22 protein-coding genes and 1 riboswitch are annotated in these 21,797 nt (G+C 61.6%); of the genes, 7 read left to right on the forward strand and 15 right to left on the reverse strand.

All coding sequences use genetic code 11. From position 1 onward, the window contains the following. Positions 1–128 precede the first annotated feature (128 nt). From HU759_RS08290 to HU759_RS08315, 6 genes are all read right to left on the reverse strand, one after another. Complete coding sequence (locus HU759_RS08290) at positions 129–758, reverse strand: urea amidolyase associated protein UAAP2 (RefSeq protein ID WP_186617463.1); 630 nt, start codon at positions 756–758, stop codon at positions 129–131. Positions 759–767: 9 nt separating this feature from the next. After that, positions 768–1,493 carry an urea amidolyase associated protein UAAP1 gene (locus HU759_RS08295; RefSeq protein ID WP_138453786.1) on the reverse strand — a complete coding sequence of 242 codons (726 nt, stop codon included), beginning with the start codon at positions 1,491–1,493 and terminating at the stop codon, positions 768–770. Continuing rightward, positions 1,490–2,254: an ABC transporter ATP-binding protein gene (locus HU759_RS08300; protein ID WP_186617465.1), complete on the reverse strand. Its 765-nt coding sequence runs from the start codon at positions 2,252–2,254 to the stop codon at positions 1,490–1,492. The genes HU759_RS08295 and HU759_RS08300 overlap by 4 nt, the downstream gene beginning before the upstream one ends. Beyond that, complete coding sequence (locus tag HU759_RS08305; protein WP_176991240.1) at positions 2,251–3,066, reverse strand: ABC transporter permease; 816 nt, start codon at positions 3,064–3,066, stop codon at positions 2,251–2,253. Before HU759_RS08305 ends, HU759_RS08300 begins: the two co-directional genes overlap by 4 nt. A gap of 12 nt (positions 3,067–3,078) precedes the next feature. Next, positions 3,079–4,146, reverse strand: a complete 1,068-nt coding sequence (locus HU759_RS08310) for a putative urea ABC transporter substrate-binding protein (protein ID WP_186617467.1) — start codon at positions 4,144–4,146, stop codon at positions 3,079–3,081. 60 nt (positions 4,147–4,206) lie between these two features. Then, positions 4,207–4,310: riboswitch (guanidine-I (ykkC/yxkD leader) on the reverse strand. Positions 4,311–4,467: 157 nt separating this feature from the next. Next, positions 4,468–6,090, reverse strand: a complete 1,623-nt coding sequence (locus tag HU759_RS08315; RefSeq protein ID WP_186617469.1) for a methyl-accepting chemotaxis protein — start codon at positions 6,088–6,090, stop codon at positions 4,468–4,470. A 305-nt stretch (positions 6,091–6,395) separates the two neighbouring features. Here HU759_RS08315 and HU759_RS08320 point away from each other — a divergent pair, with 305 nt between their 5' ends. Next, positions 6,396–6,761, forward strand: a complete 366-nt coding sequence (locus HU759_RS08320) for a hypothetical protein (RefSeq protein WP_017137314.1) — start codon at positions 6,396–6,398, stop codon at positions 6,759–6,761. A gap of 54 nt (positions 6,762–6,815) precedes the next feature. On the opposite strand, the gene HU759_RS08325 is transcribed toward HU759_RS08320, so the two are convergent. After that, a complete protein-coding gene (locus tag HU759_RS08325; protein WP_186617471.1) occupies positions 6,816–7,928 on the reverse strand; it encodes an enoyl-CoA hydratase/isomerase family protein in 1,113 nt (370 codons plus the stop codon). A 135-nt stretch (positions 7,929–8,063) separates the two neighbouring features. Between HU759_RS08325 and ung the strand changes: the two genes are divergently transcribed. Then, complete coding sequence (ung, locus tag HU759_RS08330) at positions 8,064–8,756, forward strand: uracil-DNA glycosylase (RefSeq protein WP_169985500.1); 693 nt, start codon at positions 8,064–8,066, stop codon at positions 8,754–8,756. A gap of 126 nt (positions 8,757–8,882) precedes the next feature. Here the strand turns inward: ung and HU759_RS08335 are convergent, their stop codons facing one another. From HU759_RS08335 to HU759_RS08355, 5 genes are read right to left on the reverse strand one after another with little or no spacing between them, the layout of a single operon-like run. After that, on the reverse strand, positions 8,883–9,920 hold the full coding sequence (locus HU759_RS08335; RefSeq protein ID WP_026013720.1) for an AbrB family transcriptional regulator: 1,038 nt from the start codon (positions 9,918–9,920) through the stop codon (positions 8,883–8,885). Further along, positions 9,913–11,427: a tripartite tricarboxylate transporter permease gene (locus HU759_RS08340; RefSeq protein ID WP_065929105.1), complete on the reverse strand. Its 1,515-nt coding sequence runs from the start codon at positions 11,425–11,427 to the stop codon at positions 9,913–9,915. Before HU759_RS08340 ends, HU759_RS08335 begins: the two co-directional genes overlap by 8 nt. A 1-nt stretch (position 11,428) precedes the next feature. Next, positions 11,429–11,887, reverse strand: coding sequence for a tripartite tricarboxylate transporter TctB family protein (locus tag HU759_RS08345; protein ID WP_017137319.1), 459 nt, complete (start codon positions 11,885–11,887; stop codon positions 11,429–11,431). Between the two features lie 60 nt (positions 11,888–11,947). After that, positions 11,948–12,937 carry a tripartite tricarboxylate transporter substrate binding protein gene (locus HU759_RS08350; protein WP_186617505.1) on the reverse strand — a complete coding sequence of 330 codons (990 nt, stop codon included), beginning with the start codon at positions 12,935–12,937 and terminating at the stop codon, positions 11,948–11,950. 27 nt (positions 12,938–12,964) lie between these two features. After that, on the reverse strand, positions 12,965–14,254 hold the full coding sequence (locus HU759_RS08355; protein ID WP_170040575.1) for an OprD family porin: 1,290 nt from the start codon (positions 14,252–14,254) through the stop codon (positions 12,965–12,967). Positions 14,255–14,489: 235 nt separating this feature from the next. On the opposite strand from HU759_RS08355, the gene HU759_RS08360 reads away from it, so the two are divergent. Together HU759_RS08360 and HU759_RS08365 are read left to right on the forward strand one after the other, a co-directional pair. After that, positions 14,490–15,161, forward strand: a complete 672-nt coding sequence (locus HU759_RS08360; RefSeq protein WP_017137322.1) for a response regulator — start codon at positions 14,490–14,492, stop codon at positions 15,159–15,161. Beyond that, positions 15,154–16,539, forward strand: coding sequence for a sensor histidine kinase (locus tag HU759_RS08365; RefSeq protein ID WP_186617473.1), 1,386 nt, complete (start codon positions 15,154–15,156; stop codon positions 16,537–16,539). The genes HU759_RS08360 and HU759_RS08365 overlap by 8 nt, the downstream gene beginning before the upstream one ends. On the opposite strand, the gene HU759_RS08370 is transcribed toward HU759_RS08365, so the two are convergent. Both HU759_RS08370 and HU759_RS08375 read right to left on the reverse strand, forming a co-directional pair. Then, a complete protein-coding gene (locus HU759_RS08370) occupies positions 16,540–17,361 on the reverse strand; it encodes an HDOD domain-containing protein (protein WP_169985503.1) in 822 nt (273 codons plus the stop codon). It lies immediately after the preceding gene. A 36-nt stretch (positions 17,362–17,397) separates the two neighbouring features. Next, the gene (locus HU759_RS08375) at positions 17,398–18,339 is read right to left on the reverse strand and encodes a folate-binding protein YgfZ (protein WP_099548636.1); all 942 of its coding nucleotides are present in this window, start codon (positions 18,337–18,339) and stop codon (positions 17,398–17,400) included. Positions 18,340–18,479: 140 nt separating this feature from the next. On the opposite strand from HU759_RS08375, the gene HU759_RS08380 reads away from it, so the two are divergent. Together HU759_RS08380 and HU759_RS08385 are read left to right on the forward strand one after the other, a co-directional pair. After that, positions 18,480–18,734, forward strand: coding sequence for a succinate dehydrogenase assembly factor 2 (locus tag HU759_RS08380; protein ID WP_017736358.1), 255 nt, complete (start codon positions 18,480–18,482; stop codon positions 18,732–18,734). Further along, the gene (locus HU759_RS08385; protein ID WP_170040573.1) at positions 18,718–19,164 is read left to right on the forward strand and encodes a protein YgfX; all 447 of its coding nucleotides are present in this window, start codon (positions 18,718–18,720) and stop codon (positions 19,162–19,164) included. Before HU759_RS08380 ends, HU759_RS08385 begins: the two co-directional genes overlap by 17 nt. On the opposite strand, the gene nadB is transcribed toward HU759_RS08385, so the two are convergent. After that, positions 19,133–20,749: an L-aspartate oxidase gene (nadB, locus tag HU759_RS08390; protein WP_017137328.1), complete on the reverse strand. Its 1,617-nt coding sequence runs from the start codon at positions 20,747–20,749 to the stop codon at positions 19,133–19,135. The two genes, HU759_RS08385 and nadB, sit on opposite strands and share 32 nt — an antisense overlap. 463 nt (positions 20,750–21,212) lie before the next feature. Here nadB and rpoE point away from each other — a divergent pair, with 463 nt between their 5' ends. Then, positions 21,213–21,794 (forward strand): RNA polymerase sigma factor RpoE, encoded by a 582-nt coding sequence (gene rpoE / locus HU759_RS08395; RefSeq protein WP_003172477.1) that lies wholly within the window; start codon positions 21,213–21,215, stop codon positions 21,792–21,794. Positions 21,795–21,797 lie beyond the last annotated feature (3 nt).

Genomic DNA, 21,797 nt, shown 5'->3' on the forward strand with positions numbered 1-21,797 from the left:
ATCGGTTGGCTGATGGACCGCTATCGCAGGCAAGCCAGCTCCCACAGTTGATCGCTAGTGTTTTCGGATGCATTGCCCGGCTCGGGACTGGCACAGGGCGAATAACCACTTACGCAGGCGTTTTATTTTCAGTTCCATACCAGTAACTCCGCAGGGGTCGGGTTGTAGCCGTTGCATGGGTTGTTCAGTTGCGGGCAGTTGGAGATCAGCACGATCACGTCCATCTGCGCACGCAGGTCGACGTACTTGCCGGGCGCGGAAATGCCGTCTTCAAAGGTCAGCCCGCCGTCGGCGGTGACCGGCACATTCATGAAGAAATTGATGTTCGGCCCGATGTCACCTTTACCCAGCCGACCGTCGTGGGCGCAGGCGCGCAGGTAGTTGTCGCGGCAGCTGTGCATGTAGCGTTTTTCCAGGGCGTAGCGCACGGTGTTGCTCTCTTGGGCACAGGCACCGCCGAGGGTGTCGTGGCGCCCGCAGGTGTCATCGACGATGGTCAGCATCGGCTGGCCAAGGTTGGAATACAGCACGCTGCCGGTGCTCAGGTACACGCGGTTTTGCCGGCGTAATGTGCGCTGTACGTCGTAGCGTTCCTTGGGGTTTTTGCGGCTGTAGAACAGCGTGTCGACGGCCTGGTTGCCCTCCAGGTCGAGGATGCGCAGGGTCTGCCCGGCCTTGACCTCCATCAGCCATGGCTCGCCAGCAGGAATGGTGGCGCGGTACACGGCTGCCTCGGGTTGTTTCAGTGCGATAGACATGGCAGTTCCTCAGGCGAACAGGCGGTCGGTGTTGATAAAGCCGCGCTCGTTTTCCGGGCGCGAAGTGCGGCAGTGTTCGGCGACACTGGAATCGGCGTTCATCCAGCTGAGTTTCAGCGGTTGCGGCGCGTAGTTCGGGTTGGGGTCCATCGGGTGTTGCAGCGCGGTCAGCACCACCAGTGTGTCCATCGGCGCGTAGAGTTCGATGTAGTCGCCGGCTTTGGAATTGCCCGGTACAAAGTGCAGGCCGCCGCCTTCGTCAACGCTGACCCGGCTGAACAGGTTGAGGGTCATCAGCAGGTCGCTAAGCCCCAACCCCCACTTGCCCAATTCCACCAACAGGTTGTCGGTGCCGTTGCGAAAGAAGCCGTTGCGCAGCTCCTGATAGCGGCCCTGGCCGTACTTCTCGGCCACTTCGGCGGCGCACAGCACGCCGCCGATGCTGTCACTCCAGCCGCAGGTGTCGGCGGTGATGGCGGCCAGCACGCGGCCCATGTCCGAGTACAGGCAATGGCCGCGGGTGAGCTTGGCGGTGTGTTGGCATTTGAGGCTGTCGGGCAGGTTCAGACGCTCGGTTTTTTCATTGGCATTGAGCAGGGTCAGGCTGACGTTGGCACCACCGCGAATATCCGTGAGGCGCAGCAGTTGGCCGCGCTTGAGCACAAAGGAGCGGTGGCCGCCGCCGGGCAGCATTTCTTCGGCGAAGGGTGGGAACAGTTGAATGGAATCGGTCATTTGCAAGTCGCTCCAAGTTCGGCGGCCAGCGCTTTACGGCGCTCGCTGTTCAAAGGGATGTCGTAGGTGATGCGCGCGCCATAGGCGCCGGGGGCGTGGGGGTCGACACGGACTTTGTCGAACACCAGCAAGCGTGTGCCGAGGCTGAAACCTTCGCTGAGGTCGTGGGTGACCATGAACACCGTCAGCCGGGTTTCGCGCCATAGCGCCAGCAACAGCTGATGCATGTCTTTGCGAATGCCCGGGTCGAGGGCGCCGAAGGGTTCGTCCAGCAGCAATACGCGGGGTTTCATGAGCAGGGCCTGGGCGATGGCCAGGCGTTGCTGCATGCCGCCGGAGAGCTGCGCCGGGTATTTGTCCAGTGCGTGGCCGAGGCCGACTTTTTGCAGCAGGGCGGCGGCCTGTTCCCGTGCTTCTTGTTTGGCTTTGCCGAACAGCCGTCCCAGCAGCGGCGAGCGCGGTAGCTCAAGGCCAAGCGCAACGTTGTCCAGCACCGTCAAATGCGCGAACACCGAGTAACGCTGGAACACCACGCCACGGCTGGCATCCGGCTCGCCGGCAAGTGGTTGGCCGTCCAGCAGGATCTGGCCTTTGCTCGCGGTTTCCTGGCCCAGCAACAAGCGCAGGAAGGTCGATTTGCCGCAGCCGGACGTGCCGACCAGGGTGCAAAACTCACCCTCATCGACATGCAGGTTGAGCCCTTCCAACACCACCTGTTCGCCATAGCGCTGCCACACATTGTTGACGCTGATAAAACTCATGGCCGCGCTCCTTCGTACCAGGGGAACGCACGCCGTGTGAGGGTTTTGAGGCCCCAATCCATCAGCCAGGCGAGCAGGGTGATCCACACCACGTAGGGCAAGATCACGTCCATCGCCAGGTAGCGGCGCACCAGGAAGATCCGGTAGCCGAGGCCGTCGGTGGAGGCGATGGCTTCGGCGGCGATCAGGAACAACCACGCCGAGCCGAGCATCAGCCGCAGCGAGATCAGCAAGCGCGGCAGCAGTTGCGGCAGTACCACACGCAGCATCAACGTCCAGGTGGACGCGCCGAGGGTCTGCGCCTTGACCAGCAGCTCCACGGGGATTTCCCGCGCGCGTTGCTCCAAGTCACGGGCCAGCGCCGGGGTGATACCGATGACGATCAGCATCACCTTGGACAGTTCGCCCAGGCCAAACACGATGAACAGAATCGGCAATATCGCCAAAGGTGGCACCATCGACAGCACCGTGAGCAGTGGCGACAACGGCGCGCCAAACAACGGCAGTGTGCCGGCGGCGATGCCCAGGCACAGGCCGGCGAGGGCGCTGATGCCCAAGCCGATCGCCAGGCGGCGCAGGCTGGAGGCGCTGTCTTGCCACAGCACATATTCACCGGTGCGCGTATCGGCGCTGAACGCCAGGCGTTTCACCGCGTCGCCCATTTGCGCGGCGCTGGGCAGCAGTTTGTCGTTGGGGTTATCCGCCAGGCGCTCGGCCGAGCCTACAAAGTAGGCGAACAGCAGCAGGGCGAACGGCAGCAGCACCAACAGCAGGCGGCTGGAGCGTTCCGGGTGACGGTTGATCAGGCGCATGGCCGGGTCCTCTTACAGCGTGCCGTCGGCGGCCATCTGCACGTAGCTGGGGTCGAAATGCAGCTTGAGGTTGGCGGTGTCGCCGCTGGTGATGCCATTGGCGAAGCTCATGCCCACGGCGCTGGCGTCCCTGGCCCCTTCGCCGAGCAGGCCGTGTTCAAACGAGAACTCGGCGACCTTGCGCAGGGTGGCGGGCAGTTGCGCGCTGGTGGCGAACGCCAGCGCTTCCTTGGGCGTGGCGAACAGCTTGGTGGTGTCCAGTTGCGCCTGGAAACCCTTGAGGTCGGTGCCGGAGGCCTTGGCCATATGTTCAAGCGCCGCGGTGCTGGCAGCGTTTTTGGCGTTCATCAGCGCGACCACTTCAAACCAGGCGCCGGTCAGCGCTTTGCCCAGGGCCGGGTTGTCTTTGAGGGTTTGGGTGTTGACCACCATCATGTCCATGATTTCGCCGGGCACTTTGCTGGAGTCGAACACTTGGGTGACGCCCGGTTTAGCCTTGATCTCGGAGAGCATCGGGTTCCAGGTGGTCACGGCTTGCACCTGGTCGGTGTTGAAGGCCGCGGCGATGTCGGCGTCGGAGGTGTTGACGACTTTGAGGTCTTTTTCGGTGAGGTCAGCCGACTCCAGCGCGCGGGCCAGCAGGTAGTGGGACACCGAGAGTTCCACCAGGTTGACGTTCATGCCCTTGAGGTCGGCCACGGTCTTGCCGGTGCCCTTGACCACCACGCCATCATTGCCGTTGGAAAAGTCGCTGACCACCAGCGCGGTGCTGTCCACACCACCGGCGGCGGGAATGGTCAGGGCGTCCATGTTGGTCATGGTGCAGCCGTCGAACTGGCCGGCGGTGTATTGGTTGATGGACTCGACATAGTCATTGAGCTGCACCATGTCGATCTTGATGCCGTACTTCTTGGCCCACTTGTCGAGGATGCCTTGGCTGCCGGCGTATTCCCACGGCATCCAGCCGGCATAGATAGTCCAGCACACACTGAAGTGGTCTTTGGTCGCGGCTTGGGTTTGAAAGCTCAGCACGGCGGCGAAGGCGGCGGCGAGCAGGGCGGGTAAACGGATTGTGGGCATGGGGCTTCTCCAGTTGAACATGGGCGAGCAGGAGCAACGCGGCACCGTGAACGGTGGCTTGTCTCCCGGGCTTTTATCCCGCCGTGTAACCTCAACTGGAGGTCGCCAACTCTCGGACCAGCCACTCGCTTTTCAAGCGAGCCGGAACCCTAGTCGGCCATTGCAAATTGTGGTGCCGCGAACCTGTGATGAATCCTGCACGGGAGAGGCAAAGCGAGAGTCGTGCCAACTGGGCCAGAGGCCCGATTTACGGCCGGGCGTGGCGGGGAAGAGGGGTGTGCGTGCGCCACTCGGGTGCGTTGGCGCACTGCAATGAGGCGGTTACAACCGGAACTTGCTGACCAGCACGTTGAATGAGGTGGCCAAGCGGGACAGGTCCTGGCTGGAGGCGTTGGTCTGGTTGGCACCGGCAGCGGTCTGGGTCGACAGGTCCTGGATGTTGAGGAGGTTGCGGTCCACTTCGCGGGCTACCTGCGCCTGCTCTTCCGACGCGGAGGCGATCACCAGGTTGCGTTCGTTGATCTTCGCCACGCTGGCGGTGATGCGTTCCAGGGCTTCGCCGGCGTTTTGCGCCAGGGTTTGGGTGTTGTTGGCCCAGGTCAGGCTTTTGTTCATGGCTGCCACGGCGTCATCGGCGCCGACCTGCACTTCGCCGATCATTTTTTCGATATCGACGGTGGAGGTCTGGGTGCGATGGGCCAGCGCGCGGACTTCATCGGCCACCACCGCAAAACCACGGCCTTGCTCACCCGCGCGTGCGGCTTCGATGGCGGCGTTAAGGGCCAGCAGGTTGGTCTGGTCGGCGATACCGCGGATCACGTCGATCACCTTGCCGATCTCGCGCACCTGGCTGGCCAGGTCGGCCACCGATTGTGTCGAATCGTTGATCTCGACCACCATCGAACTCATACCGGACACGGCCTGCGCCACCTGCTCACGGCCTTCCTCCGCTTCAGTGGTGGCCTGGCGCGAGGCTTCGGCGGTCGACACCGCATTGCTGGCCACTTCATCCACCGCCGCCGTCATCTGGTTGACGGCAGTGGCGGCTTGCTGGATTTCGTCATTCTGGCGCGTGAGGCCACGGCTGCTTTCGTCGGTGACCGCACTGAGTTCTTCAGCGGCGGAGGCGAGCTGGTCGGCGGCGTTGGCGATTTCCACCAGCGTGCTTTTCAGCCCGCCCTGCATGTCGGCCAATGCCATCAACAATTTTCCGGCTTCGTCAGTACGGTCGGTGATGATGGCTTGGGTCAGGTCACCCTTGGCAATGCGTTGGGCGCTCTCGACGGCCTGGGCGATAGGGCGGGTGATCAGGCGGGTGATCAGCACGCCAATGATGAGGGCGATGATGAAGGCCAGCACGATGCCGCTGATCATCCAGGTCAACGCGCTGCTGCGCAGGTCGGCGGCGGCGGCGGCGCCTTCCTGGATCTGGCGGTTGTTGGAATCGATAATCACACGGATCAGCTCGCGCGCCTGACGGAACAGCTCATTGTTGGTGCTGTTGAGCTGAGCGCGCGCCTGCTCGAGCTGGCCGCCGTTCATCATCGCGACGATGCGCTCGGAGTTGCTGATGTAGGTGGGCCAGATCTGGTCGAGCTTGTCACCGGCTGCCCGTTCGTCGTCTGCCAGCGGCGTGGCGCGGTAGGTGGCGTAGGCGCTCTGGCTGCGTTTGAGTTCGTTGGCGATGTCCTGGGTCACGCGGTCGCGGTCCTGGGCGGAGACGTCGCCCTTGCTGGCGTCCAGCAAACGGTACAGACCACGGTTGTGGGCGACCAGACCATTGAGCGTACTTGCCGTGTTGCTGACGGAAACCAGGTTGTTGGAGAACGTGAGTTCCAATGCGCTGGAAAGGCGCACGACGCTTTTGATACCCAGCAGGCCAACCCCGAGGGTGACCAGTGCGCACAGTAGGAATGAAAGCAGCAGCTTGGTTGAAATTTTCATGACTCTAATCCGGCGATATTGGCGAGGGGCGCACGATAGAGCCTCCCTGGCCATGTGAGATGTCATAGTGACATCATCGCAATCGACAAGGTTCCGGGCCAGCAAAATTTACTGAATCGATAAAGTAACTTGATAGTTACCGGGATGCGCAACGGATCGTATCGACCGCCTACGGTCATGTATCAAGTTGTTACCAAAACGCACCAGATCTGGTTTTCGATGTCCGATACTGTGTCATTCGGCGAAAGCCGGGTGCCGCCCTCCCGCGTCGCTGGAGGTGCTCTTCCGCGGTCCAGGAGGCCGCCATGTATCGACGACTGCTGCTCAGCGCTTTACTCGGTCTTACCCTTTCTGCTTGTGTGCCCTACTACGATGGAGGCGGTAGCTACTATCGATCCGAGGTCTACACCGCGCCGGCGCCGGCGTATTACTACGGCGGTGGCACGTACTATTCGGCGCCACGTTATTACGCACCGGCTCCGCGCTATTACGCCCCCGCACCGCGTTACTACTCGGCGCCGCGTTATTACCAACCGGCCCCGCGCTACTACCCCTCGGGCCCAAGGGGCGGTTACCGGCCTTATCCGAACCAGGGTTGGGGCGATCACGGCGGCAGAGGCGGGCACGGTCGGGGTGGCGATCATGGAGGTGGCCGCGGCGGTCACCGCTGACAGGCCTTGAATGCAAACGGCGCAGGAAGCGCCGTTTTTTGTGGGCGACACTTTTCAGTAATCGGACAAATCCGCCAGCGGATGCCGGCCTTCCCACACCTTGTTGAAATGCGCCTGCACCACCGCGTCCGGGATCGTATTGATATCCGGCCAGTGCCAATGGGGCGTCTGGTCCTTGTCGATCAAGCGCGCCCGCACGCCTTCGGCAAACTCCGGGTAACGGCAGCAATTGAGGCTCAGTGTGTATTCCATCTGGAACACCTCGGCCAACGACAGGTGCCGCGCCCGCTGGATCTGCTCCCACACCAGGTGCGCGGTCAGCGGGCAGCCTTCACTCAGGTTTTTGCCGGCGCGGCTGAACAGCGGGTCGGCGTGCTCACGTAACGGGCTCAAGGCGCGCCAGGCACAGCGCACATCAGCCACATCCAGCCATTCGTCGATCTTCGCACGGCGCGGCAGCCATTGCGCTTCGGGTTGCTGGTCAACGGCTTCCTGGGCGAGCGCCTTGAGCAGGCTGTTGAGCTGCATCGCGGTTTGTTCCTGCCAGTTCAATTGCAGCAGGCCATCTATCAACGCTTCCTGCTGGTCATCGCGCAGGAAACGGTCGGCCAGGCCCAGGTCCAACGCATCGCGGCCGTTGATATGGGCGCCGGTGAGGCCAAGGAATAACCCAAGCTTGCCCGGTAACCGCGACAGGAACCAACTGGCCCCAACATCCGGGTACAGGCCGATGCTGATCTCGGGCATGGCCAGGCGGCTGCTCGGTGTGACGATACGCACCGAAGCGCTCTGCAGCAGGCCCATACCACCGCCGAGCACATAACCGTGCCCCCAGCAGATCAGCGGTTTGGGGTAGGTGTGCAGGCGGTAGTCGAGGCGGTATTCAGCGGCGAAGAACTGCGCGGCCAGGGCGGGCACTTCGCCGGGGAGTTCACGGCAGGCCTGGGCCAGGCTGCGGACTTCGCCACCGGCGCAAAAGGCTTTGGGGCCATTGCCGCGCAGCAGTACACACACGATATTCGGGTCTTTGGCCCAGGCCTCCAGGCGTTCTTCCAAGGCCAGGATCATGGGCAGGGACAGTGCGTTGAGGGATTTTTCCGCGTCCAGGCTGGCGATGCCGAGGCGGGCACCGTCGCTGCCGGTCAGCTCTTCGAAGTGCAGGTTCATCGTGACCTCAATCGAGAAAGTGAAGGTTCAGTATGAACGCTTCAAAGGAAAGTGCCGATGATGTGTCAGATCAATTGACAAGCGGGGTCGGCTTTCCTAGGGTTCGCCCATTCTTTTTTACACGATGAACACACCATGACCGAAGGCGACCGCATCAAACTCGAACCCAGCTGGAAACACGCCCTGCGGGATGAGTTCGACAAGCCCTACATGGCCGAACTACGCGAGTTCCTGCGCCAGGAACATGCCGCCGGCAAAGAGATCTACCCGCCTGGCCCGCTGATCTTCAATGCGCTCAACTCCACGCCGTTGGACAAGGTCAAGGTGGTGATCCTCGGCCAGGACCCATACCACGGCCCCGGCCAGGCCCATGGCCTGTGCTTCTCGGTACAACCGGGCGTGCCAACGCCGCCGTCGCTGGTCAATATCTACAAAGAACTCAAGCGCGACCTGAACATCGACATTCCCAACCACGGCTGCCTGCAAAGCTGGGCCGAACAGGGCGTGCTGATGCTCAACACCACCATGACCGTGGAGCGCGCGAATGCCAATGCCCACGCGGGCAAGGGCTGGCAGTTCTTTACCGATCGTGTGATCGAAGTGGTCAGCGAGCACCAGCCGCACCTGGTGTTCCTGTTGTGGGGCGCCCATGCGCAAGGCAAGCAAAAGCTGGTGGATGCGACCAAGCACCTGGTGCTGACCTCGGTGCACCCGTCGCCGCTGTCGGCGTATCGCGGGTTTTTGGGGTGTGGGCACTTCGGTCGTACCAACAAGTTTCTTGAGCAGAATGGCGAGACGCCGATTGAGTGGCGGTTGCCGCCACTCTAAAGGTTAGTCACAAACTAATGTGGGAGCTGGCTTGCCTGCGATGACGGTCTGTCAGCCGATACATTTATTGACTGAACCACCGCTATCGCAGGCAAGCCAGCTCCCACATTGGAGTTTTTTGAAGGCTTAGATTTTTTCCGGCTGACGATTCCAGTGCCTGAACAACGGCTCAGCCAAAAACAGCACAAACAACAAGCGCATTACCTGCATTGCCGTTACCAAAGGCACCGACAGCTGCAAAGTCTCTGCCGTGAGGCTCATTTCGGCAATGCCGCCCGGCATCATGCCCAGGGTGAGTGAGCGCAAATCCAGCTGCGTCAGCGCGCTCAAGCCCACCGCCGCCAACGTCGCAAGCGCCATGGTCAAGGCGGTGCCGATCAAGGTACGGCCCATGAACGACGGCGCACGACGGAAGAACTGACGGTTGAAGTGGCAGCCCAGGCCGCTGCCGATCAGCCACTGGCCGATCTGGCTGCCGCCGTCCGGCAGGCCGTAATGCAAGTCCCAGACAACACTGGCAGTCGCGCTGACCAACAGTGGCCCGAACAACCACGGGTTTGGCTGACGTAAACGCTGCCAGCCCCAGGCCACCAGCGCGCCCAGCGGGAACAGCAGCGCCAGCCAACCCCAACTCACTGGCGCCGGGTGAAACTGCGGCGTGCCGCCTTCGAGCAAGTACTTGAAGATCGCCGGCACACACAGCACCACCACCAGCACACGCAAACTTTGCCCCGCTGCGACACGGCTGAGCACTGCGCCATTACGGGCGCCGAGGTTGACCATTTCACCGGAACCGCCCGGCATGCTGGAGAAAAACGCGGTGGCGCGGTCTTCGCCGCTGCGGCGCATCAACCACACGCCGACCACGCTCGACAGGCTGGTGATCAGCGCACCGAAGAAAATCAGGCCGAAGTGGCTCATCACTTGCTCGATCACCACCGGCGTGAAGTGCAGCCCGATGCCGATGCCTACGACCCATTGGCCACATTTGCGTCCGCCGGGAATCTCCGCCAACTGCCACGGCGTGAGGCAACGCACCAGGATGATCGCCAGCAACGAGCCGACCATATAGGGCAAAGGCCAGCCGACGAGGCTGGCCAGGTAACCGCCGGCCAGGCCGACCAGCGGTGTTGCCCACCATTGTTTAAAGGTGACCTCAGACATCGGCCAGGGCGCGACGCTGTTGGGCACGTTTACGCCAGATACGCAGCAGCGGCACGAACAACATGATCGCCGTCAGTACCCACACGCCAAAGGTGATCGGGCTGGACCAGAGGATTTCCAGCGCGCCGTTGGAGATCGACAGCGCGCGGCGCAGGTTCTGCTCCATCAGGCCACCGAGGATAAAGCCCAGCAGTACCGGCGACAGCGGGAAGTCCAGCTTGCGCAGGATGTAACCGAAGATGCCGATGCCGACCATCAGGAACAGGTCGAAGGTGGTGGCGTGAACCGCGTACACACCGATGGCGGTGATGATGGCGATCACCGGCACCAGCGCCCAGTTCGGTACGGCGAGGATGCGCGTGAAGATGCGGATCATCGGGATGTTGAGGATCACCAGCATGATGTTGGCGACAAACAACGAAGCGATCAGGCCCCAGACGATGTCCGGTTGCTGTTGGAACAGCAGCGGGCCGGGTGTGATGTTGTACAGCGACAGCGCGCCGATCATCACCGCCGTGGTGCCCGAACCGGGTACGCCTAGGGTGAGCATCGGCACCAGGGCACCGCAGGCGGACGCACCGATTGCAGTTTCCGGCGCAGCGAGGCCGCGCATGTCGCCCTGGCCGAATTTGCCGCTGGCACCGGCCAGGCGTTTCTCGGTCATGTAGGCAACAGCCGAAGCGAGGGTTGCACCAGCACCCGGCAGCACGCCCATGATGAAACCGAGCAGGCCGCAGCGGATGTTAACTACAAAGACAGCACCGGCTTCCTTCAGATTGAACATCATGCGCCCGGTGGCTTTTACCGCTTCCTGGCCACGGTGGGTTTTTTCCAACAGCAACAGGATTTCGCTGATGGAAAACAGACCCAGTACCAACACCACAAACTGGATGCCGTCGGTGAGGTGGATGTTGTCGCCGGTAAAACGGTACACGCCGCTGTTGGCATCGATGCCCACGGCCGAGAGGAACAGGCCGATCAGCGCTGCAACAAACGTCTTCAGCGGTTTGTCACCGGCCATGCCGCCCAGGCAGACAATCGCGAACACCATCAGTACGAAATATTCCGCCGGGCCGAAGGCAATCGCCCATTTGGCCAGCAGCGGCGCAAACAGCACCATGCCGCAGGTGGCGATAAACGCGCCGATGAACGAACTCCATGCCGACAGCGACAACGCCACACCGGCCAGGCCTTTGCGGGCCATCGGGTAGCCGTCGAGGGTAGTCATTACGGTAGAAGCTTCGCCCGGGATGTTGAGCAGGATCGAGCTGATACGGCCGCCGTATTCGCAGCCCAGGTACACGGCTGCGAGCAGGATCAGCGCCGATTCCGGCGGCAGGCCCAACGCGAACGCGATGGGGATCAACAAGGCCACGCCGTTGATCGGGCCAAGGCCTGGCAACAGGCCGACCACGGTGCCGATCAAGGTGCCACACAGCGCGGTCACCAGATTGTAAGGGGTCAGTGCAACGCCGAAGCCCTGGCCCAAATAGCTGAACGTATCCATATCAGTTCTCCAGAACTTCAAGCAGGCCGAGGGGCAGCGGTACATCCATGGCCTTGTCGAACAGCAGGTACAGGCCGATAGCCATGAGGGTGACGATCACTACGCTGGGCAACCAGCGGCCGCCATACAGGCGTGCCATCGGAATACCGATCAACATGCTGCTGAGGATGAAGCCCAAGGGCTCGAAAGTGCCGGCGAACACGATCAGCAGCGCGACGCAAATGCAGATCTTGATCAGGGTTTCGCGGTCCAGCGCGGGTTCTTCTTCGGTGTGCTTGGTTGGCTGCGGGCGAAAGATCATGTAGATCAGGCCCAGGCTCATCAGGCCGAGCATCAGCAGCGGAAAGGCACGTGGGCCGACCGGCTCGTAGGAAAACGCCGCCTGATACGGCCAGGCCATCAGTGCCAGGCCGGCGCAGACCAGCAGCATCACCGAGGCGAAAATGCGTTGTAAGAGCATGTGGAACTCCTGGGCCGCGCCGCCCGTTAAAGAGGGCGCAGCCGTGCAAAAGAGGGGCGATTACTGGATCAGGCCGAACTCTTTGGCCAGCACTTTGTAGTCAGCCACCTGTTTCTTCACGTAGGTGTCGAGCTCCGGGCCGGTCATGGCAAACGGGAACAGCTCGCGCTGGTCACGCAGCTTGGCGAACTCTTCGGAGGCCAGCAGTTTGTCGAACGCTCCTTTCCACCAGGCGTAGTCGGCATCGCTGACTTTTGGCCCGAGGTAGAAACCGCGGACCACTGGCCAGACGATGTCGTAGCCTTGCTCTTTGGCGGTCGGAATGTTCTTCATTTCCGGCTCGTCCAGGCGCTCTTCGGCGAACACCGCTAGCAGGCGCATGTCACCGCTGAGGATGTGCGGCATGGAGTCGGAGATGTCGGTGCTGCCCACCTGGATGTGGCCGCCGAGCAGGGCGGTGGCGATTTCACCGCCGCCTTCGAGGGCGACATAACGCAGTTCGCGCGGGTTGATGCCGGCGGCCTTGGCGATCAGGGCGGTTTGCATCCAGTCCTGACTGCCTACGGTGCCGCCGGAACCGATCACCACGCTGCCCGGATCTTTCTTCAAGGCTTTGACGAGATCGTCGAGGGTCTTGTAGGGCGAATCGCTTTTCACTGCGATGGCACCGTAGCTGGTGCCGACCGCTGCCAACCAACGCACGGCGCTTTCATCAAAACGGCCGAACTTGCCCTGGGCCAGGTTCAACAGCGAACCGCTGGACCAGGCCACCAGTGTGCCGCCGTCCGCTGGGCGCTGTGCTACCACCGCGTTATAGGCCACCGCGCCCACGCCGCCGGGCATGTAGGTCACACGCATCGGTTTACTCAGCAGCTTCTCATTGACCAACGCGCTTTGCGCCAGTTTGCAGGTCAGGTCAAAACCACCGCCGGGGGAGGCTGGGGCGATGCATTCCGGGCGTTTGGGTTCGTCGGCGGCCAGCAGTTGGCCGGCGAACAACATGCAGCCGGCGGCGAGGGCCAATTTACGCAGTGAATAGGTCATTTGAATCTCCGTCTTGTTGTTATTTAGGGGCTACTACCAAAGTGCGACGCTATAGCTGACCAGCACGCGTACTTCATCCGCATCACGGGCCGAGTAGTTGGAACGGTACGTGGCATTACGCAGGCGAAACGCGACATCCTTGAACGTGCCACTTTGTACGATGTAGCGGATCTCGCTGTTGCGTTCCCACTCCTTGCCGGTCTCACCGTTCTTGAGCTTGATGTTGTCACCCGACAGGTAACGGCTCATGAAGCTCAGGCCGGGAATGCCCAGCTTGGCGAAGTCGTAGTCGTAGCGCGCTTGCCAGGAGCGTTCTTCGGCGCCGGCAAAGTCGTTGATCTGTACGAAGTTGACCAGGTACGGGTCGGCCCCATCCACATACGGAAAGGCGCTGTCGCCGGACATGTGCTGGTAGCCGGCGCTGAGCTTATGGCCATTGAGGGCATAGCTGAACAGGCCGTTGAGCGATCTGTTGTCGATCTTGCCGCCATGGGCCGCGCCCGTGTCATCACTGATGGCCAGGCGCAGGTCGGTGCCGAAGGTGCCGGGGCCGAGCGGGCGCGAGGCAACCAGGCCGAGGAAGTGCTGGCGGTACACGTCATCGAGTTGGGCGAAGTGGTAACTGCCGGTGATCTTGTCGGCGAACTTGTAGTCCACGCCGCCGAAGTTGAAGTGCTTGCCGGTAGCGCCGCTGACGAAACGGCTGTTCTTGTTGTTGAGGGCGATTTCTTCGTAGTCGGTGGAATCGCGGTCTTTGGCTTTGTCCAGGCGGCCGCCGGTAAACACCATGTTTTTGAATTCTTTGGAGGTCAGCAAGCCACCGTTGAAGGTCTGCGGCAGGATGCGGCCGTCGTTGGGCTTGAGGGTCGGCAGTTCGGGGATCAGCGCACCGATCTTGAGTTCGGTGGCGGAGATCTTCACTTTGCCGGTCAGGCCGAGTTTGGCGTAGTCGTCGACAGCGCGGCCGTTGTCAGTGGGCAGCAAGCCAGAACCTGTGCGGTCGGGGCTGGAGTCGAGCTTGACCCCAAGCATGCCCAGCGCGTCCACACCAAAGCCGACGGTGCCGTCGGTGTAGCCCGATTGCAGGTTGAGCATGAAGCCCTGAGCCCATTCGTCGCGCTTGGATTGCTGCGCGCTGGTGCCGTCGCGAAAGTCGCGGTTGAAGTACATATTGCGGGTTTCCAGGGTCGCGCTACTGTCTTCAAAGAAGGCAGCCTGGGCAAGCGGCGAAAAGCCGGCAAGGGCGGTGGCACTGGCAAGGGCGGTCTTGGCAAGACGGGAAAAACGGACAGGCGGGCAAGCCTGGGGCTGGGTCGACAGCATCGTGGTGTACTCCGTTATTGTTCTTATTTTGGCGAAAACGCTTCGAGGCGTTTTTCGATCGCTACGGATCAGGTAGCTCGGCGGGCATTACCCACCGTTGCTGGATGCTAAAGGGCGAAGCTTTCACTAACCTTTCAGCTGCCTTTGAATGTTTTCGGGCTTCACAGGGCAGGCGGCGCCTGTAAACTGCCCGCCAAAGCGTGGCGTCGACCATGCCCGAACGAGGTGAAAATCCATGCGTGTCCTCTTGGTTGAAGACCATCTGCAACTCGCCGAAAGTGTTGCCCAAGCGCTCAAGAGCACGGGTTTGACCGTCGACGTACTGCACGACGGCGTGGCCGCGGACCTGGCCTTGAGCAGCGAGGAATATGCGGTGGTGATCCTCGATGTGGGGCTGCCGCGCATGGATGGTTTTGAGGTGTTGGCGCGTCTGCGGGCGCGTGGGAAAAATCTGCCAGTGTTGATGTTGACGGCGCGCAGTGATGTAAAAGACCGTGTGCATGGCCTGAACCTGGGCGCTGATGACTACCTGGCCAAGCCCTTCGAGTTGACCGAGCTGGAAGCGCGGGTCAAGGCGCTGTTGCGCCGCAGTGTGCTGGGCGGTGAACGTCAGCAGGCGTGCGGCGTGCTGGTCTACGACCTGGATACCCGGCGTTTCACCGTGGGCGGCGAGCTGATGACGTTGACCTCTCGCGAGCAGGCGGTGCTTGAGGCGCTGATCGCGCGGCCCGGCCGCGTGATGAGCAAGGAGCAACTGGCTTCCCAGGTGTTCGGCCTGGACGAGGAAGCCAGCCCCGACGCGATTGAAATCTACGTGCACCGCCTGCGCAAGAAGCTCGACGGCCAGCCCATCGCCATCGTGACCTTCCGTGGCCTTGGCTACTTGCTGGAAGCCCGTGATGCATAAGCCCAGCAGCCTGCGCTGGCGGCTGCTGTGGAACCTGGCGCTGCTGCTGGTGGTGCTGATGCTCGCCAGCGGCATGAGTGCTTACTGGAATGGCCGCGAAGCTGCCGACACCGCCTATGACCGCACTTTGCTGGCTTCTGCGCGCACCATCGCCGCCGGGTTGACCCAGGTGGACGGCACCCTGAGTGCCAATGTGCCGTATGTGGCGCTGGATACCTTCGCCTACGACAGTGCCGGGCGGATCTATTATCAGGTCAATGACATCGACCGAAAATTGATCTCCGGCTACGAAAACCTCCCTGGCCCACCGCGGGGCACGCCGCGCACCGATGATTACCCGGCGTTGGCGCGGTTCTACAACGCCATGTACCAGGGCCAGCATGTGCGGGTGGTCAGCCTGCTCAAGGCGGTGTCAGAGCCGAACATGAACGGCATGGCGGAAATTCGCGTGGCCGAAACTGACGAAGCTCGCGAGAGCATGGCTCGCAGCCTGATGGCCGACACTTTGCTGCGCCTGGGCATGCTGGCGGTCGGTGCGTTATTGCTGGTGTGGTTTGCCGTGAGTGCGGCACTGCGCCCGCTGGAACGCCTGCGCACCGCCGTGGAAGAACGCCAGCCCGACGACTTGCGCCCGCTGCCGCTGGTGGAGGTGCAGCATGAGTTCGGCCCGTTAGTGCGCTCGCTTAATCATTTCACCGAGCGCTTGCGCGGCCAGTTCGAGCGCCAGGCGCAGTTTATCGCCGACGCCGCCCACGAATTGCGCACCCCGCTGGCGGCGCTCAAGGCCCGGCTTGAGCTGGGCCTGCGCAGCAGCGACCCGGCGACGTGGCGCAGTACCTTGGAAACCGCAGCCCAAGGCACCGACCGTCTGACCCACTTGGCCAACCAATTGCTGTCCCTGGCACGCATCGAAAACGGCGCGCGGGCGATTGCCGAGGGCGGTGCGCAATTGCTTGACCTCAGCCAGCTGGCGCGGGAACTCGGCATGGCCATGGCGCCGCTGGCCCACGCGCGGGGCGTTGCCCTGGCATTGGAGGCGGACGAACCGGTGTGGCTGCGCGGTGAGCCGACCTTGCTGAATGAACTGCTGAGCAACCTGGTGGATAACGCCCTGGCCCACACCCCATCGGGCGGGAACGTGATTCTGCGGGTGACCGCGCCGGCGATCCTGGAAGTTGAAGATGACGGCCCAGGCATCCCGCTGGATGAGCGGGACCGGGTTTTCGAACGTTTCTACCGCCGCAGCCAGCAGGGCATGGGCTCGGGCTTGGGGCTGGCGATTGTCGGCGAGATCTGCCGGGCGCATTTGGCGCAGATCAGCCTGCATGATGGTGAATTGGCGGGGTTGAAGGTGCGGGTGAGTTTTATCGCGGGGTAGTCAATAGAACATCGAGCGCGCTTCATCCAGCTCGGCACGCAATGTTTCGCTGTAGGGGTCGATGCGCAGCTTCTTGAGCGCCGGCAGGCTGGTAACGTCTACGTTGGCCGATGGATGCGCGGTGCCTCGGTGGCAATACAGTGCGGCGATTTGCACCACGTCGATGTAGTCCAGGCTTGGGGAGTCACGCTCCAAATCCAGGTACTGCCCCGGCAGCTTGGCCAGCATTTCCGGGAAATCCCACACACCCAGCAGTTTGTCACCCAGCAACGGGTGAATACTGTCGATGACATGGTTGAGGCTGACCGGGTCGGCCAACAGCTCGTAACGGTCTTCGGCGTAGGTGAGGATCGGCAGCACGCCAATCTGATGCACCAGCCCGCCGAGGGCGGCCTGGTCCGGCTTGAGGTGGCTGTGGTTGCGGCACAAGGCATAACTCACGCCCGCCACTTCCAGGCTGCGGCGCCACACTTCGCGCATTTTTAGTTCGACGACTTCGGAGCGGGCGTGGAAGATCTGTTCCATGACCAGACCGATGGCCAGGTTGCTGCTGTAGTTGGTGCCCAGCCGCGTGATGGCGGTATGCAGATCAGTGACTTCCTGGGTTGCGCGTAGCAGCGGGCTGTTCACCACTTTGATCAGGCGCGCCGACAGCGCGGTATCGCGACCGATCACTTTGCTCAAGTGGCTGATGCTGATCTCCGGGTCTTCCGCGGCCTGACGAATGTTCAAGGCCACTTCCGGTAATGTCGGCAGAACCAGGTCATCGTTGTCGATGGCCGTTACCAAAGCCTGTTGGACTTTTTCCGCCAGCTTGTTCATTCATGCTCTCTAGGGTGTTGCAAAAAGGTGCGGCGATTAACGCTGGATCTCTTTATCTCGATCCAGTAGGTACGGCAGGTCGAGCAGTTGTAAGCCGGGGCCTTCCAGGGTGCCGACGTGCACATCGCCGCTGTCGGCAGCTTCGGCTTGCAGCACGGCCAGAAGTTCAATGGAATGGTCAGCTTTTGCCGCGATGACGACTTCGCCGATCGCGCTGTTATGGTTGGGCGAGAACAGCGGAGTGCCTGGCTCGGGCAATTGCGCCGCATTGAGGCTCAGGCGATACAGGCGACGCTTGAGTTTGCCCAGGTACTGCATGCGCGCGACGATTTCCTGGCCGGTGTAGCAGCCTTTTTTGAAGCTGACGCCGCCTACGGCCTGCAGGTTAAGCATCTGCGGGATAAACAGTTCGCGGGTCTGCGGCATGACCTGGCCGATGCCGGCGCGGATCTGGCCGAGCAACCAGTCATTCAAGTCAGCTTGTTGCAGTTGGCTGGCCAATTGCTGGCGTACGCCTTCGGCATGTTCGGCAGGCACCCAGAGTTCGGCGCGGTTCTGGGAGACACGAATGGCAATCAATGTGTCGGTGCGCACCACGCTGTCGGTTTCAGTTGGCAGCTCAAGCCCAAGGGTGGCCAGGGTTTGATCCGCATTCGACAGGCCAAAGCGTGCCCAGGCGGCGCTTTCGTCGGTGAGTTTGGATTTGGAGAACACCGCGTATTTCTTCAGGTCTGCCAGTTGCGGTTCGAGCAGCTCAGTGGCCATGGCCAGCAACACGCCGTCACCTTGCAGCAGGATGCGAAAACTCGACTGCATGCGGCCTTTTTGCGTACAACGCGCACCAAGGCTGGCCTGGGTGTCGCTCAGGTAATTGAGGTTGCAGGTCAGTTGCCCTTGCAGGAACTTGGCGGCGTCGGAGCCGCGGACGGCAAGGACGCCTTCGTGTGTCAGGGGGCAGAAAAATGCAGAGTCGGCCATGGGTCTTCGCAGGTCAAAAAGTCATGCGTGCATCATAGAGGGGCGCCCGGCAAATGGATAGTTTCCGTATGGGGCGACCAAAGCCGAGTGTTCCGCTGCCGTTGGGCCTGTATACTTGCGCGCTATTTGAGGAGCAGTCCATGGTCGAAGATGTAGAAATCAACCGCCTCTACTGGCACAGCCGCCGTGGCATGCTGGAGTTGGATGTGTTGCTGGTGCCGTTCACTAAAGAAGTGTACGCGACGCTGGATAAGGTAGACCGCGATCTCTATGTGCGGCTGCTGACGTGCGAAGACCAGGACATGTTCGGTTGGTTCATGGAACGCGCCGAATCTGAAGACCCGGAGTTGCAGCGCATGGTTCGGATGATCCTGGATCGTGTCCAGCCCAAGTAATCGCTTCGAATGCCGCTGGCAGGCCTCACGGCTGTTGCTGGCGGCGTACCTGCTTGCCCAGTTGTTCGCGCTGGGTGCCTTGTTGTTTATCGATTTGCCCTTCGCAAGCCTTGTCATTCTGCTGTGCCTGGCCCATGCCGCCTGGGTGTTGCCGCGTCATATCCTGCTGACTCACCGTTCGTCGATTCGTGGCCTGCGCCGTGACGAAGATGGCTGGCAATTGTTCAGTGCCGAGCGCGGCTGGCACAGCGTACAGCTGCGTCCGGACAGCCTGGCGTTGCCGCTGATCGTGGTGCTGCGCTATCGGGTGCAGGGCGAGTGGTGGGTGCGTTCGGTCTGTGTACCTATGGATTCGCAGGTCGCCGATGTGCACCGGCGCCTGCGGGTGCGCTTGAAGTTCAGTCGCCGTAGGTGGCTGGCACCAGAATAGTGTCGCGGGCTTCGGGCAGCATCTGCGGGTAGTCGAGGGTGTAATGCAGGCCGCGGCTTTCCTTGCGTTCCATGGCTGAGCGGATCATCAACTCGGCAACCTGGGCCAGGTTGCGCAACTCGATCAGATCGCGGCTGACTTTGTAGTTGCTGTAGAACTCGTCGATTTCGTCCAGTAGCAAACGCACGCGGTGTTGAGCCCGTGCCAGGCGCTTATTGGTGCGCACAATGCCTACGTAGTCCCACATGAAGCGCCGCAGTTCGTCCCAGTTGTGGGCGATGATCACGTCTTCGTCGGAGTCGGTCACCTGGCTGGCGTCCCAGCGCGGCAGGGCAGCGGGCACCGGGATGCGGGGTAGCTGTTCAAGGATGTCGGTGGCCGCCGAGCGTGCGTAGACGAAACATTCGAGCAGCGAGTTGCTGGCCATGCGATTGGCGCCGTGCAGGCCGGTGAAGCTGGTTTCGCCGATCGCATACAGGCCGGGCACGTCGGTGCGACCGTGTTGGTCGACCATCACGCCACCGCAAGTGTAGTGCGCGGCCGGGACCACCGGGATCGGGCCTTTGGTGATATCGATGTTGAACGCCAGGCAGCGCTCATAGACGGTGGGAAAGTGCGTCTTGATGAAGGCTTCGGGCTTGTGGCTGATGTCGAGGTAGACGCAGTCGATGCCCAGGCGCTTCATTTCGTGGTCGATGGCGCGGGCCACGATATCCCGTGGCGCCAGTTCGGCGCGGGGGTCGAAGCGCTGCATGAAGCGCTCGCCGTTGGGAAGTTTCAGGTGCGCACCTTCACCGCGCAGGGCTTCGGTGATGAGGAAGCTCTTGGCTTGCGGGTGATACAGGCAGGTGGGGTGGAACTGGTTGAATTCCAGATTGGCCACCCGACAGCCTGAACGCCAGGCCATGGCGATACCGTCACCGCAGGCGCCGTCGGGGTTGCTGGTATAGAGGTAGACCTTGGCGGCACCGCCTGAGGCGAGAATGGTGAAGCGTGCGCCGTAGGTGTCCACTTCGCCACTGGCGCGGTTGAGCACGTAGGCGCCGAGGCAGCGTTCGCCGTCCAGGCCCAGACGCTTTTCGGTGATCAGGTCGACGGCGACGCGTTGCTCCAGCAATTCGATGTTGGGGCGTTGGCGGGCTTGCTCGAGCAGGGTCTTGAAGATGGCGGCGCCAGTAGCATCGGCGGCGTGGATGATGCGGCGATGGCTGTGGCCACCTTCGCGGGTCAGGTGGAACTCGAATCCGCCGTCATCGCTGCCCGCGTGTTCGTCGCGGGTGAACGGCACGCCCTGGTCGATCAGCCATTGGATGGCTTCGCGGCTATGCTCGACGGTGAAGCGCACCGCGTCTTCGTTGCACAGGCCGCCGCCGGCGTTAAGGGTGTCTTCGACGTGGGATTGCACGGTATCGGTGTCGTCCAGCACGGCTGCGACACCGCCCTGGGCCCAGAAAGTCGAGCCATTGGCCAGGTCGCCCTTGCTCAGGACCGCAATGCGCAGGTGGCTGGGGAGGGTGAGTGCCAGGCTCAAGCCGGCCGCACCGCTACCGATCACCAGAACATCGTGTTGAAACTGTTGGCTCATTTGAAGGATTCCGCAAAAAGCGATCCAAAGGGCTGGCGCAAACAGGACGCCTGGATCGGCGAATCAAAGGGTCACACGGGCCACTAGTATATAGAGGGGGGGAGCGGCACAATAGCCGGGCATTCGTGGCAATGTGAAATTACGGTGCACAGCTGGGGTCATATGGGCCGGCTATTGGGATGGGAACTTTTTGCATGAGCCCCGACTCAATAGCAGGTTGCCCGAAAGCTGGGAAAACGTTGAGTTTATTGGCCCGTCGGGAGCATTGGACGCGTCAGAAAACCGGCGACAAGATTATTCGCGCAGCCGGCCTAGCCCGTGCTGCGTTTTTCGTGTGTGCCAAATCAGTGCATGCCGGAAACTTGCTTGGAGGGGGAGAACTTTTGCGAGAAGTCCTAGTCTATGTTTGCAAGCCTGATCGTTTAGTTATGCAAGCCTCCTGCGAGTACAACGAGGAGTGTTCATGCTAACCCAGGAAGAGGATCAGCAGCTGGTCGAGCGCGTTCAACGTGGCGACAAGCGAGCATTTGATCTGCTAGTGCTGAAATACCAGCACAAAATTCTCGGGTTGATCGTGCGGTTTGTGCACGACACCCATGAAGCGCAGGACGTTGCACAGGAAGCCTTTATCAAGGCGTACCGTGCACTTGGCAATTTTCGCGGTGACAGTGCGTTTTACACGTGGCTGTACCGCATCGCCATTAACACGGCGAAGAACTATCTGGTGTCTCGCGGCCGCCGCCCACCGGACAGTGATGTAAGTTCAGAAGATGCAGAATTTTACGATGGTGATCACGGCCTCAAAGATCTCGAGTCGCCGGAACGTGCTTTGCTGCGCGACGAGATCGAAGGCACCGTTCATCGCACTATTCAGCAACTGCCAGAAGATTTGCGTACGGCGTTAACTTTACGTGAATTCGATGGTCTCAGTTACGAAGACATTGCGAGCGTCATGCAGTGTCCGGTGGGGACTGTAAGGTCACGGATTTTCCGGGCCCGGGAAGCCATCGACAAAGCCTTGCAACCGTTGTTGCAGGAAAACTAAAGA

It is taken from the genome of Pseudomonas sp. OE 28.3 (assembly GCF_014268205.2).
Taxonomy (GTDB): Bacteria; Pseudomonadota; Gammaproteobacteria; order Pseudomonadales; family Pseudomonadaceae; genus Aquipseudomonas; species Aquipseudomonas edaphica.